The sequence below is a fragment of the Terracoccus luteus genome, from assembly GCF_003635045.1.
Classification (GTDB): domain Bacteria; phylum Actinomycetota; class Actinomycetes; order Actinomycetales; family Dermatophilaceae; genus Terracoccus; species Terracoccus luteus.
Map to the genome: position 1 here is coordinate 3789828 of NZ_RBXT01000001.1, position 12855 is coordinate 3802682.

Genomic DNA, 12855 nt, shown 5'->3' on the forward strand with positions numbered 1-12855 from the left:
AGACGAGGGATGCCGCTCACCGGACGGGGGTGAGCGGCATCCCTTTGCCATTTCTCGGCTCGGCGGCCGAGTCAGGGGCCAGCGGGCGTCGGTGGCGCGTCAGTGTGCGGCGTGCGTCGCGCTCTCGCGGACGGGCTCCGTCACGACCTTGGCGTCGTCGGCCATGCCGCCGGGGTTGTCGCCCCCGAGACCGGCCCGCACGAGCTCTTCGATCTGGGCGCCGGTGCCCGCGTCGACGTTCTTCCAGTACTGGAAGGCCTTCTCGAGCACCGGGCTCTTGACGCCGCCGAGCAGGTGCCCGGCCACGGTCTCGACGAATGCCTCGCGCTGCGCGTCGTCCCAGACCTCGCGCACGAGGGCGCCGGCCTGGCTCCAGTCGTCGTCGTCCGGGCGCAGCGTGTAGGCCTGACGCACCATGGCCCCGTCGGCCTCCCAGCCGTCCTCGACCTCACCGACGTTGTCGGCGTAGCCACGGCCCATGCTGTTCGGGGCGTAGACCGGCGCGTCGCCGTTGTGGTCGAAGGCCATCGGGCCGTCCTGCGTGTACGTGTTGAGGTTCTCCACGCGCGGGCGGTTCACCGGCAGCTGCAGGTAATTCGGGCCGATGCGGTAGCGGTGGGTGTCGCTGTAGGCGAAGGCGCGCCCGAGCAGCATCTTGTCGGGGCTGAACCCGATGCCCGGCACGACCGAGCTCGGCTCGAAGGCCGACTGCTCGATCTGGGCGAAGAAGTTCTCGGGGTTGCGGTTCAGGGTCATCGTGCCGACCCTGATGAGCGGGTAGTCGCTGTGCGGCCACGTCTTCGTCAGGTCGAACGGGTTGAGGTGGTAGCCCTTCGCGTCCTCGTACGGCATCGCCTGGATCGACAGCGTCCACGTCGGGAAGTCGCCCTTGTCGATGGTCTCGTAGAGGTCGCGACGGTGGTGGTCGGCGTCCTGCCCGGCGATGCGGGTGGCCTCCTCGCCGGTGAGGCCCTCGACACCCTGGTCGGAGTGGAAGTGGTACTTCACCCAGTGCTTCTCGCCCTCGGCGTTGACCCAGAGGAAGGTGTGGCTGCCGTAGCCGTTCATGTGGCGGAACGTCTTGGGGATGCCGCGGTCGCCCATGAGGTAGGTCACCTGGTGGGCCGACTCGGGGTTGAGGGTCCAGAAGTCCCACTGCATGTGGTTGTCGCGCAGGCCCGAGCCGCCGAGACGCTTCTGGCTGCGGATGAAGTGGGGGAACTTCATCGTGTCGCGGATGAAGAACACCGGGGTGTTGTTGCCGACGAGGTCGTAGTTGCCCTCGGTCGTGTAGAACTTCAGCGAGAAGCCGCGCGGGTCGCGCCACGTGTCGGGGCTGCCCTGCTCGCCGGCGACCGTCGAGAAGCGGGCGAGCATGTCGGTCTTGACGCCGGGCTGGAACAGCGCCGCCTTGGTGTAGCGCGAGACGTCCTCGGTGGTCTCGAAGAATCCGAAGGCGCCCGAGCCCTTGGCGTGGACGTTGCGCTCCGGGATGCGCTCGCGGTTGAAGTGCGCCATCTGGTTGAGGAAGTGCACGTCGTGGAGCAGGATCGGACCGTCCGGCCCCATCGTGAGCGAGTTACGGTCGCTGGGGGCCGGGGCACCGTTGTCGGTGTGCGACCCGAGGTGCGCCTCCTCGCTGGGTGCGGTCTTGACCGACTGGCCGTCGCGGATGGTGTCCGTCATCTCTTCACTCCTGGGGTGTGGGGTGCTCGGCCGTGACGTCACGACCGGTGCTTCCTTTTCGTCCCTACCCCGTCGACCGCCCTCCTGCGCGCGACGCGCCGGAATCACGGCGGGCACCCAGCGAGGATGCCGGTGGGTGGCCCGAATGCGGTCGAGGCCGGCAGCCGCCCGCCGTTAGGCTGGCCCGCGTGATCGACATCAAGCTCGTGCGTGACGAACCCGACCGGGTGCGGGCCTCGCAGGCCGCCCGCGGGGAGGACCCGGGGGTCGTCGATGCCATCCTCGCCGCCGACGAGCAGCGCCGCTCCGCCCTCGGGGAGTTCGAGTCGCTGCGCGCCGAGCAGAAGCTGGTCAGCAAGTCGGTGGGCGCCGCCATGGGCGCTTTCCAGAAGGCGCGCAAGAGCGGGGCCGACGACGCCGACGCGCTGGAGAAGGCGGCCCACGAGGCCCGCGCCCACGCGGCGACGCTGAGCGAGAAGGTCAAGGGCCTCGAGGGTCTGGCCGACGAGGCCGGTACCGAGCTCGACCGTCTGCTGCGCACGGTCGGCAACGTCATCATCGACGGCGTGCCGGTCGGGGGCGAGGACGACTACGCCCTGCTCGAGACGGTCGGCACCCCGCGTGACTTCGCCGCAGAGGGCTTCGAGCCGCTCGACCACCTCGCCCTCGGTGAGCGCCTCGGCGCGATCGACATGGAGCGCGGGGCCAAGGTCGGTGGCGCCCGGTTCTACTACCTCACCGGTGTCGGGGCCCTGCTCGAGCTGGCGCTGCTCAACATGGCCATGGCCCAGGCCACGGCCGCCGGCTTCACGCCGATGATCACGCCGACGCTGGCGCGGCCCGAGGTGATGGCCGGGGCCGGCTTCATCGACGCCCACGACGACGAGGTCTACAAGCTCAAGGACGACGAGCTCTACCTCACTGGCACCTCGGAGGTGGCCCTGGCGGGCTACCACGCCGACGAGATCATCGACCTGTCGAAGGGCCCGAAGCGCTATGCCGGGTGGTCGGCCTGCTACCGCCGCGAGGCGGGCTCGCACGGCAAGGACACCCGCGGCATCATCCGCGTGCACCAGTTCCACAAGGTCGAGATGTTCAGCTACTGCCGGCCCGAGGACGCCGAGGCCGAGCACCAGCGCCTCCTCGCCTGGGAGCGCGAGATGCTGGCCAAGATCGAGGTGCCCTACCGCATCATCGACACCGCCGCCGGTGACCTCGGTGGCCCGGCCGCGCGCAAGTTCGACTGCGAGGCCTGGGTGCCCACCCAGGGCCGCTACCGCGAGCTCACCTCGACGTCGAACTGCACGACGTACCAGGCCCGTCGTCTGAACACGCGCGAGCGCGACCCGCAGGGCTCGGGCACGCGCGCGGTGGCCACCCTCAACGGCACCCTCGGCACGACGCGCTGGCTCGTCGCCATCCTCGAGAACCACCAGCAGGCCGACGGGTCGGTCCGCGTGCCCACCGCGCTGCAGCCCTTCCTCGGGCGCGAGGTCCTCACCCCCGTCGACTGACCTGCCTGTGAGACGTCGCGCCGGATGCCGGGTCGCCGGGTCCACGCGGACGGTCACGCCGCGCCCGGTGCGGCCCACCCGGCATCCGGGCTTTGACTTCGAGCACTCGAAGTTCCTAGCGTCGTGTGGGTGAGCCAGTCGACCACGAGCCGTACGTACACGATCAAGGAGGCAGCCGCCCTGACCGGGCTGCCGGCCTCGACGCTGCGCTACTACGAGCAGATCGGCGTCATCCCGCCCGTGGGGCGGGGGGAGAGCAGCGGCCACCGCGTCTACGACGAGGCCACCCTCGACAAGGTCATGTGGGTGGCCTGCCTCGCCGCCACCGGGATGTCCGTCGGTGACATGCGCCGCTACGTCGCCAACGGCGCCGCGGGGGCGGCGGCCGCCGCCGAGCAGCTCGAGCTCATGCAGGCCCAGGCCGCGCGGCTCGAGCTCGAGGCCCGACGCCTCGAGCTGCGCACGCGCTACGTGCGGCTCAAGGTCGACTACTGGCACGCCGTCGCAGCGGGCGACACCGAGCGGGCCGAGCTCATCGGGGCCGAGGCCCGGTCGCTCGCCGACGCCCTGCACGGGACGCGCGAGGCCTGACCTCGTCGACGGGCCGACGAGGCGCGCTCCCTGAGGTTTGGCTGACAACGGCCACCGGGTACCTCCCGGTGGCCGCCCGAGAGAGAGGACACCGCCGATGCAGATCACCCGCAGCTCCGTCGCCACCGCGAAGGGCCCCGCCGACTGGTTCACCGGCGACGTCTGGATCGACGCCGTCGCCGCGGCCCCCTCGCCCTCGCGCGTGTCGGCGAACCTCGTCCACTTCATGCCCGGTGCCCGCACCCACTGGCACCGCCACGTGCTGGGCCAGACCGTCTTCGTCACCGAGGGCGTCGGCCTCTGCCAGCGCCGCGGCGGGCCCGTCGAGGTCATCCGGCCCGGTGACCGCGTCCTCTTCGAGGCCGACGAGGAGCACTGGCACGGCGCGGCTCCCGACCGGCTCATGGTGCACGTGGCCATCAACGAGGGCGACGACGACCACGACGTCGTGCAGTGGCTGGCGCCGGTCACCGACGACGAGTACCTGGCCGCGTCGGCATCCGACTGACGTCACCCCCGGGCGTGACCGACGCCCGACAGGAGACCCGGGGCCGCACCGGCCCCCGTACCGAGAAACCCATCCCCAGAAGGAGATCCGACATGCGCGTCAACGCGTACGCCGCCCCCGCGGCCGGCGAGCCCCTCGCCCCCACCACCGTCGAGCGCCGCGAGGTCGGTGCCAACGACGTCCTCATCGACATCGAGTGGGCCGGCATCTGCCACTCCGACATCCACACCGTCAACGGCGACTGGGGCCCCCAGCCCTTCCCCGTCGTGCCGGGCCACGAGATCGTCGGCACGGTCTCCGAGGTCGGCTCCGACGTCAAGCGCCACCAGGTCGGCGACCGCGTCGGCGTCGGCTGCATGGTCAACTCGTGCGGCGAGTGCGACAACTGCCGCAACGGTGACGAGCAGTACTGCGTCAAGGGCATGGTCGGCACCTACGCCGCCACCGACCACGACGGCACGACGACGCAGGGCGGCTACTCGACCCACGTCGTCGTCGACGCCGACTACGTGCTGCAGGTGCCGAAGAGCCTCGACCCCGCGGCGGCCACCCCGCTGCTGTGCGCCGGCATCACGACCTACGCGCCGCTGCGCAAGTGGGGCGCCGGGCCGGGCAAGAAGGTCGCCGTCGTCGGCCTCGGCGGTCTCGGCCACATGGCCGTCAAGATCGCCCACGCCCTCGGCGCCGAGGTGACCGTGCTCTCGCAGTCGCTGAAGAAGCAGGAGGACGGTCTGCGACTCGGGGCCGACCACTACTTCGCCACGTCCGACCCCGACACGTTCGAGCACCTCGCGAACAGCTTCGACCTCATCGTCAACACGGTGAGCGCGAAGATCGACGTCGACTCCTACCTCGGTCTGCTCGCGGTCGACGGCACCCTCGTCAACGTCGGCGCGCCCGGGGAGCCGCTCGCGGTCAACGTCTTCTCGCTGCTGACGAACCGCCGCTCGTACGCGGGCTCGATGATCGGCGGCATCGCCCTCACCCAGGAGATGCTCGACTTCTGCGCCGAGCACGAGATCGGGGCCGAGGTCGAGGTCATCCCCGTCGACAAGGTCAACGAGGCCTACGAGCGCGTGCTCGCCTCCGACGTGCGCTACCGCTTCGTCATCGACGCGAAGACCATCGCCTGACCCGACCGGTCGTCACGGTGGTGCGGGCGGCGGATGCCGTCTCCCGCACCACCGCAGGCCGGGCCCCTTCCCCCCGGGGCGACGGCACGCAAGGCTGGGGGGCATGAGCGACGACACGACCTTCGACATCATCGTCATCGGCCTCGGGCCCGGAGGTGAGGACGTCGCCGGGACACTGGCCCAGGGCGGCCTGTCCGTCCTCGCGCTCGACCACCGTCTCGTCGGGGGCGAGTGCCCGTACTGGGGCTGCATCCCCTCCAAGATGATGATCCGCGCCGCCGACGCGCTCGCCGAGGCGAGGCGGGTACCCGGCCTCGCCGGCACGGTGGGTGCCGTGACGCCGGACTGGTCGGTCGTCGCGCAGCGGGTGCGTGACGAGGCCACCGACGACTGGGATGACACGGTCGCCGTCGAGCGGCTTGAAGGCAAGGGCGTGACCTTCCGCCGGGCCACCGGCCGCATCGTCGGACCCGGCAAGGTCGAGGCCGACGGCACGACCTACACCGCCCGCCGGGGCATCGTCGTCAACACCGGCACGACCCCGGCCGTGCCGCCCGTCGACGGTCTCGAGACGGTGCCCTACTGGACCAACCACGAGCTCATCGAGGCCAAGCAGCTGCCCGCCTCGGTCGTCGTGCTCGGGGGCGGGGCCATCGGGTCCGAGCTGTCGCAGGTCATGGCCCGCTTCGGCACGACCGTGACGGTCGTCGAGGCCGCGCCGAGGCTCGTCGCCGCCGAGGAACCCGAGTCGGGCGACCTGCTCAAGGAGGTCTTCGAGGCCGAGGGGATCACCGTGCACGTCGGGGTGGGCGCCGACCGTGTCGAGAAGGCCACGCTCGACGAGGGTGCCGGCGGCGGCGAGGGCGTCAAGGTTGTGCTCGCCGACGGCACCGAGGTCGTCGCCAAGCGGGTCGTCGTGGCGACGGGCCGCCGGGCCGACCCCGTCGCCGTGGGCCTCGACACCGTCGGCGTCGCGTCGGGCGCGCGGTTCGCCCCGGTCGACGACCGCTGCCGGGTCGAGGGCGCCGACGGCGTATGGGCGATCGGGGACCTCACCGGCAAGGGCGCCTTCACCCACGTCTCGATGTACCAGGCCGGCATCGTGGCCCGGGACGTCCTCGGGCAGGAGGGGCCGGCCGCCGACTACGAGGCCCTGCCCCGCGTCACCTTCACCGACCCCGAGATCGGGGCGGTCGGGCTCACCGAGAAGCAGGCCCGCGACCGGTACGACTCGGTGCAGGTGGGCCTGACTCCCCTGGCCGAGACGACCCGCGGCTGGATCCACGCCAAGGGCCACGAGGGCTTCATCAAGGTGGTCGCCGACGCCGACCGCGGTGTCGTCGTCGGCGCGACGACGATGGGACCGGCCGGAGGCGAGGTCATGGGGGCGCTCGCGGTGGCGGTGCACGCCGAGGTGCCGCTCGACACCCTGCGCTCGATGATCTACGCCTACCCGACCTTCCACCGTGGCATCGAGGACGCCATCTCTCGGCTCGAGTGAGCGGCGGCTAGCGTTGGGGCATGGCCCAGCGTCTGCTCGCCCTCGACCTCGACGGCACCACCCTCAACCACATGGGCGAGCTCTCGCCCCGGGTCCGTGACGCGGTAGCGGCCCTGCCCGACGACTTCGAGGTGGTCATCGCCACCGGGCGCTCGATCCTCGCCACGACCCCGGTGCTCGACCAGCTCGGGCTGAGGCATGGGTTCGCCGTCTGTGCCAACGGCGCCGTCACGCTGCGTCTCGACCCCGACGAGCCGCTCGGCTACGAGGTCGTCGACCAGGTGACCTTCGACCCCAAGGCCGTGCTCGAGAAGATGCGCATCGCCCTGCCCGACGCGCTCATCGCCGTCGAGGAGCTCGGCGTCGGCTTCAAGGTCAGCGCCCCGTTCCCCGACGGGGAGCTCATGGGCGAGTCGCGGGTGGCGACGTGGGACGAGCTCGTCGAGCACCCGGTCACCCGCGTGACCCTGCGCCAGCCCGAGTCGAGCGCCGAGGAGTTCATGGAGCTGGTCGAGCGCGCCGGCCTGCACGGCGTCTCGTACGCCGTCGGCTGGTCGGCCTGGCTCGACATCAACCCGGAGGGTGTCTCCAAGGCGTCCGCCCTCGAGCTCGTGCGCCGGCGCATCGGGGTCGAGCCGACCCACACCGTCGCTTGCGGCGACCAGCGCAACGACGTCGAGATGCTGCACTGGGCCGCGTGGGGCGTCGCCATGGGCAACGCCCCCGACGCGGTCAAGGCCGTCGCCGACGAGGTGACGGGCGACGTCGACGACGACGGCCTCGTGCCCGTGCTCGAGGCACTCACGCAGTCGGTGCGGTCGGGGACGCCGTTCCGCGAGAACGTCGCCTCCCAGGCCACGTCCCGCGTCGAGCTCTGACGGGGGCCGGCCGTGCCCATCGTCTACGTGCACGGCGTCGCCGTCCGCGACGACGACCCCGACCTCGCCCGACGGGCCAAGCCCCTCGGTGAGGTGCCGTGGCCGACCATCGAGGCCCACCTGCGCGAGCACGTCGCACCGGCGGTCAGCGACGACCCGGAGGGCGTACCCGTCCTCCGGGTCCACTGGGGCGACCTCGGAGCCCGGTTCGCGTGGGGTGGGCGCTCGCTCGTCTCGCGCCCGGGCAACCCCACCGGGGTGCCGGCCGCCGCCCTCGAGGGCGTCGCCCGGGCGCAGGATGCCGTGGCCGACCTCGCCGATGAGACGACAGACGGGCCAGGGTCGGGTTCGCCTGCCTCAGAACTTCCAGCGTCTTCGGCGGGTCCGTCCGCCGGGCAGGCCGACCCGCCGGCATCCGATCGGATCGGGCTGCGCGAGCGCGGGATCCGCGGTCTCAGCCGGACCGTCACGGCGCTGAGGCGGCCGTTCGAGGACTTCGTGCCGGTGTTCATCGGCGACGTGCTGACCTACGTCGCGACCCGCGGTACCGCCGAGGCCCCCGGGCCGATCGTGCAGCGGGTGCTCGACGGTCTCGAGGTGGCCTCGTTCGCCGCCCACAGCCGGGGTGAGCCGCTCGTCGTGCTCACCCACAGCATGGGCGGGCAGATCGTCTACGACGTGCTCACCCACTTCCTGCCGCGGATGCCCGAGCTGCACGACGTGCGTGTCGACTTCTGGTGCGCCGCCGCCTCGCAGGTCGGCTTCTTCGAGGAGCTCGGGCTCTTCCTCGAGAGCGACCCCGACCGCGGTCCGCACGAGGGAGACCCGTCCGGCGGGCTGACGCCGATGCCGTCGGAGCAGTTCCTCGGCGGCTGGTGGAACGTGTGGGACCACTCCGACCTGCTCAGCTTCCGTGCGGCCGGCATCATCGACGGGGTCGACGACTCGGCCTTCTTCGCCTCGGGCTCACTCGCCACCGATCACAACAAGTACCTCGTGCAGCCGGAGTTCTACCGCCTGTTCGCCGAGCGGGTCCGGGCGAGCCTGGCCGCGGGGGAGCGGTAGCGAGAAAAGATGGGGACGTCGTGTCGAGGGCCTCAGCCCCCGTTCGACGTGAGGGTGAGGCAGGGCAACGGGCCCGGCCGACGACAGAGGAGAGACCCATGCGATTCATGCTCATCGTCCCCGCCACCGCCGACTCCGAGGCCGGCCGCATGCCGACCGAGCAGGAGCTCGCCGCCATGACGAGCTACAACGAGGAGATGCTGCGCGCCGGTGTGCTCGTCGCCGGCGAGGGGCTCCACCCCACGAGCCGGGGCGCCCGCGTGACCTACACCCCCGACGGCGAGGTCAGCGTCACCGACGGCCCCTTCGCCGAGACCAAGGAGCTCATCGCCGGCTTCACCATCATCGACGTCTCGTCGAAGGAGGAGGCGCTCGAGTGGCTGCGGAAGTGGCCGCGCAGCGCGAGCGACCCCGAGTTCACCATCGAGCTGCGTCAGGTCTTCTCGGCCGAGGACTTCGGCGACGAGCTGACGCCCGAGCTGCGTGAGCGGGAGGACCGCATGCGCGAGGAGGCGGCCCGCAACGCCGCCCAGGGCTGACGGGGCCGACGGGGCCGACGGACGTGACGGACGTGACGGACGTGACGGACGTATGACCGCGAGCCCCGAGGAGGTCCGGCGCACCGTCGAGGCGGTGTGGCGCATCGAGGCGGCCCGGGTGACCGCCGTCGTCGCGCGGCTCGTCGGGGACATCGGCCTTGCCGAGGACCTCGCCCAGGACGCCGTCGTGCAGGCCATCGAGCAGTGGCCCCGCGACGGCGTCCCGGACCGCCCCGGGGCCTGGCTCACCGCCACCGCGCGGCGCCGGGCGGTCGACCGCATCCGCCGCGACGTGACGCTGGCCCGCAAGCTGCAGCTGCTGGGCCCGGCCGAGGAGCTGCGGGTGGCGGCGCTGACCGAGGGCGACCTCGACCTCGCACTGGAGGACGTCCGCGACGACGTGCTGGCGCTCGTCTTCGCCGCCTGCCACCCGGCGCTCGGCGCCCAGGTGCGGATCACGCTGACCCTGCGCATGATCGGAGGTCTCACGACCCGTGAGATCGCCCGCGCCCTGCTCACCCCCGAGTCGACCGTGGCGCAGCGGGTCTCGCGGGCCAAGCGCACACTCTCGGCCGACGGGGTGCGGCTCGAGATCCCCACCGGGGCCGACCTCGCGCCGCGTCTCGCCTCCGTGCTCGAGGTCGTCTACCTCATCTTCAACGAGGGGTACTCGGCGACGACGGGCCGCGACTGGGTGAGGGGCGACCTCATGGAGGAGGCCGTGCGCCTCGGCCGCGTCCTCGCCTCCCTCACGCCGCGGGAGCCCGAGGTGCACGGGCTGCTCGCCCTCATGGAGATCCAGGCCTCGCGCACCCGTGCCCGCCTCGGCCCGCGCGGGGAGCCGGTGCTCCTGCTCGACCAGAACCGCACCCGGTGGGACCGTGCCCTCGTGCGGCACGCGTTGGCGGCCCTCGACCGGGCGGCCGAGCTCGTCGGCGTGCCGGAGGGCGGCGGACTACCCACCCGGCCGATCGGGCCCTACCAGCTTCAGGCCGAGATCGCGGCCGTGCACGCGCGGGCCGCCACCGCCGACGCCACCGACTGGCAGCGCATCGTCGGCCTCTACGACCTGCTGCGGGAGTCGCGCCCCTCTCCCGTCGTCGACCTCAACCGGGCCGTCGCGCTGTCGTACGCCGTCGGGCCCGCCCCTGCCCTGGAGGCCGTCGACGACCTCATGGCCGGCGGGGCGCTCGACGGCTACCACCTGCTGCCGAGCGTGCGCGCCGACCTGTTGCTGCGGCTTGACCGGCCGTCCGAGGCACGGGCCGAGCTGGTCCGTGCGGCGGCGATGACCTCGAACGAGGCCGAACGTGCCCTGCTCGAGCGTCGGGCCGACGCCCTGGATGCGGCTCCGCCCGAGGCGTGAGGGCCGCTCGAGCAGATCGGGGCGCCGTCGTCGCCGGTCCGAACACGACCCGAACACGACTCTCGCCCCACGTTGACCTGCGCGGCGCACAGTGGTGAGTGCGGCCCGAGCCGGGCCGCCTTCGTTCTCGACGAGAAGGACCGCACCACCATGAGCACGACGCGCACCACCCGCAGCCGCCTGCTGGCCCTCGGCCTCGCCGGCGCCACCGCCCTCAGCCTCTCCGCCTGCTCCAAGACCGGCCCCGCCGGCCCGCTCGCCGACGCCAAGGTCACCACCGCCTCCTCGGACGCGGTCGCCGGAGCCGGCACCACCGCATCCGGACGCCCCGGCACCGTCGTGGACGCCGACACCGCCGCGCTCGTCCCGGCGATGGCCGCGGCCGACCCGGGCCCAGCGGGCAAGGCCGGCCGGAAGGGTGACGCCCGCGACCGGCTCATCCGTGCGCTGCACGCGACGTGGGTGACGATGAGCAAGCAGGGGCCGGTGACGCACCAGGCGATCCGCGGCGAGGTGACGGCCGTGACCGCGACCTCCGTCACCGTCAAGGCCAAGGACGGCTACTCCCTGACCTTCACGGCGAACTCCGCCACGATGGTCAAGCAGCGCGACCTCTCGGCACCGAAGGGCCAGCGCAAGCCGGTCGACTCGTCGCTGTCGACGGTGTCGGTCGGGGCCCGGGCCCTCGTCGTCGGTACCGGGGCGACGGGGCCGACGGCCACGAGGGTCGTCTCCCTGACCGGCCAGCGGCCGGCGAAGACGGCGCAGCCGTCGGCCCCGTCGAGCCCCTCGGCCCCGTCGGTCAGTCCTTCGACCGGGGCGTCGTCCTCGACGAGCTGACCGAGGCCGCCTCGACCTCGGCGACGTCGGGCTCGCCGCCGCCTTCGCGCTCGGCGCGACGGGTGGCGGCCAGGCTCGTGAAGGTCACGACGACGAGCACGCCGATGATGACACCGAGCGAGGGCAGGGTCGGCACCTCGGGCACCGACGGCCACACGCCGTGGGCCCAGTGCAGCACGAGCTTGACGCCGATGAAGGCGAGGATGATCGCCAGGCCGTGGCCGAGGTGCACGAGCTTGCTCAGGGCGTTCTCGAGCACGAAGTAGAGGGCGCGCAGGCCGAGCAGGGCGAAGGCGTTGGTGGCGAACACGAGGTAGGGGTCGCCGGTGATGCCGTAGACCGCCGGCACCGAGTCGATGGCGAAGACGATGTCGGTGCCGAGGATGGCGACGGCCACGATGGCGAGCGGCGTGAGCCAGCGCTTGCCGTCACGCTTGACCGTGAGGTTGGCGCCCTCGTAGTCGTCGGTGACGGGGAAGAAGCGGCGGAGCAGGCGGACGCTGCGCATCGTGCTGACGTCGACGGAGTGGTCGGCGTGCGAGAGGGCGTCACGGCCGACCTTGACGGCGGTCGCGAGCAGGATGGCGCCGAAGAGCAGGAAGGTCCACGAGAACGACGAGATCATCTGCGCGCCGACGGCGATGAAGATCGCCCGCAGCACTAGGGCGCCGCCGACGCCGATGAGCAGCACCCGCTGGCGCAGCTCACGCGGCACGGCGAAGGCCGAGAGCAGGATGATGAAGACGAAGAGGTTGTCGACCGACAGCGCCTTCTCGACGATGTAGCCGGTGTAGTACTCGACGCCCTGCTGCGAGCCGTACTGCGACCAGAGGTAGCCACCGAAGGCGAGCGGGATGGCGATGTAGAACGCCGACCAGCCGACCGCTTCGCGCATGCTCGGGTCGTGGGGCTTGCGGGTGATGAGGAAGTCGATGACGAACAGGGCGATCACGCCGACGATCGTCACGGTCCAGAGCGTCGGGCTCGCGATCGAGGCCGTCGACGTCACGGGCTGCTCGGCCGTCGACCAGACGGCGGGCAGGGTGGAGGCAGAGAACATGGGTCTCCTCAGATCATTGCGGTCTGAGGTCTCCTTCACCGGCGACTGCCGGCCCCGCACCGGGGTGGTCGCGGGACCACCGTACTGACCGGAACGAGCGAGGAAGTACTCCCCTCACTTGAAGCGTAAAGCAGGTCGGCGCCGCCTTCAACTCCACCCCACGTCACCGGGGAC

General features: G+C 71.9%; 12 protein-coding genes. 10 read left to right on the forward strand and 2 right to left on the reverse strand.

Going from position 1 to position 12855, the window contains the following annotated elements; all coding sequences use genetic code 11:
* Positions 1-99 precede the first annotated feature (99 nt).
* Positions 100-1686: a catalase gene (locus tag DFJ68_RS17040; protein WP_121034758.1), complete on the reverse strand. Its 1587-nt coding sequence runs from the start codon at positions 1684-1686 to the stop codon at positions 100-102.
* A 188-nt stretch (positions 1687-1874) separates the two neighbouring features.
* Between DFJ68_RS17040 and serS the strand changes: the two genes are divergently transcribed.
* From serS to DFJ68_RS17100, 10 genes are all read left to right on the forward strand, one after another.
* Complete coding sequence (serS, locus tag DFJ68_RS17045; RefSeq protein WP_121034759.1) at positions 1875-3200, forward strand: serine--tRNA ligase; 1326 nt, start codon at positions 1875-1877, stop codon at positions 3198-3200.
* A 129-nt stretch (positions 3201-3329) separates the two neighbouring features.
* Positions 3330-3791: a MerR family transcriptional regulator gene (locus DFJ68_RS17050; RefSeq protein ID WP_121034760.1), complete on the forward strand. Its 462-nt coding sequence runs from the start codon at positions 3330-3332 to the stop codon at positions 3789-3791.
* Between the two features lie 97 nt (positions 3792-3888).
* Positions 3889-4299, forward strand: a complete 411-nt coding sequence (locus DFJ68_RS17055) for a (R)-mandelonitrile lyase (RefSeq protein ID WP_121034761.1) — start codon at positions 3889-3891, stop codon at positions 4297-4299.
* A gap of 92 nt (positions 4300-4391) precedes the next feature.
* A complete protein-coding gene (locus DFJ68_RS17060; protein WP_121034762.1) occupies positions 4392-5432 on the forward strand; it encodes an NAD(P)-dependent alcohol dehydrogenase in 1041 nt (346 codons plus the stop codon).
* Between the two features lie 103 nt (positions 5433-5535).
* Positions 5536-6933: a dihydrolipoyl dehydrogenase family protein gene (locus DFJ68_RS17065; RefSeq protein ID WP_121034763.1), complete on the forward strand. Its 1398-nt coding sequence runs from the start codon at positions 5536-5538 to the stop codon at positions 6931-6933.
* Positions 6934-6953: 20 nt separating this feature from the next.
* Positions 6954-7811, forward strand: coding sequence for an HAD family hydrolase (locus tag DFJ68_RS17070; RefSeq protein ID WP_121034764.1), 858 nt, complete (start codon positions 6954-6956; stop codon positions 7809-7811).
* 12 nt (positions 7812-7823) lie between these two features.
* Positions 7824-8876 carry a hypothetical protein gene (locus tag DFJ68_RS18390; protein ID WP_170165816.1) on the forward strand — a complete coding sequence of 351 codons (1053 nt, stop codon included), beginning with the start codon at positions 7824-7826 and terminating at the stop codon, positions 8874-8876.
* Positions 8877-8974: 98 nt separating this feature from the next.
* The gene (locus DFJ68_RS17090) at positions 8975-9415 is read left to right on the forward strand and encodes a YciI family protein (protein WP_121034767.1); all 441 of its coding nucleotides are present in this window, start codon (positions 8975-8977) and stop codon (positions 9413-9415) included.
* A 52-nt stretch (positions 9416-9467) separates the two neighbouring features.
* Positions 9468-10781, forward strand: a complete 1314-nt coding sequence (locus DFJ68_RS17095) for an RNA polymerase sigma factor (RefSeq protein ID WP_121034768.1) — start codon at positions 9468-9470, stop codon at positions 10779-10781.
* A gap of 150 nt (positions 10782-10931) precedes the next feature.
* Complete coding sequence (locus tag DFJ68_RS17100) at positions 10932-11621, forward strand: hypothetical protein (RefSeq protein WP_121034769.1); 690 nt, start codon at positions 10932-10934, stop codon at positions 11619-11621.
* Here DFJ68_RS17100 and DFJ68_RS17105 read toward each other — a convergent pair.
* The gene (locus DFJ68_RS17105) at positions 11584-12681 is read right to left on the reverse strand and encodes a TerC family protein (RefSeq protein ID WP_121034770.1); all 1098 of its coding nucleotides are present in this window, start codon (positions 12679-12681) and stop codon (positions 11584-11586) included. The genes DFJ68_RS17100 and DFJ68_RS17105 overlap by 38 nt on opposite strands.
* Positions 12682-12855: the final 174 nt, after the last annotated feature.

Excerpts from the sequence above, each read along its gene's own strand:
- DFJ68_RS17065 (WP_121034763.1), top strand. The coding sequence starts at position 5,536 with ATGAGCGACGACACGACCTTCGACATCATCGTCATCGGCCTCGGGCCC.
- DFJ68_RS17090 (WP_121034767.1), top strand. The coding sequence starts at position 8,975 with ATGCGATTCATGCTCATCGTCCCCGCCACCGCCGACTCCGAGGCCGGC.
- DFJ68_RS17070 (WP_121034764.1), top strand. The coding sequence starts at position 6,954 with ATGGCCCAGCGTCTGCTCGCCCTCGACCTCGACGGCACCACCCTCAAC.
- DFJ68_RS17105 (WP_121034770.1), bottom strand. The coding sequence starts at position 12,681 with ATGTTCTCTGCCTCCACCCTGCCCGCCGTCTGGTCGACGGCCGAGCAG.
- DFJ68_RS17040 (WP_121034758.1), bottom strand. The coding sequence starts at position 1,686 with ATGACGGACACCATCCGCGACGGCCAGTCGGTCAAGACCGCACCCAGC.
- DFJ68_RS17060 (WP_121034762.1), top strand. The coding sequence starts at position 4,392 with ATGCGCGTCAACGCGTACGCCGCCCCCGCGGCCGGCGAGCCCCTCGCC.
- DFJ68_RS17055 (WP_121034761.1), top strand. The coding sequence starts at position 3,889 with ATGCAGATCACCCGCAGCTCCGTCGCCACCGCGAAGGGCCCCGCCGAC.
- DFJ68_RS17095 (WP_121034768.1), top strand. The coding sequence starts at position 9,468 with ATGACCGCGAGCCCCGAGGAGGTCCGGCGCACCGTCGAGGCGGTGTGG.
- DFJ68_RS17100 (WP_121034769.1), top strand. The coding sequence starts at position 10,932 with ATGAGCACGACGCGCACCACCCGCAGCCGCCTGCTGGCCCTCGGCCTC.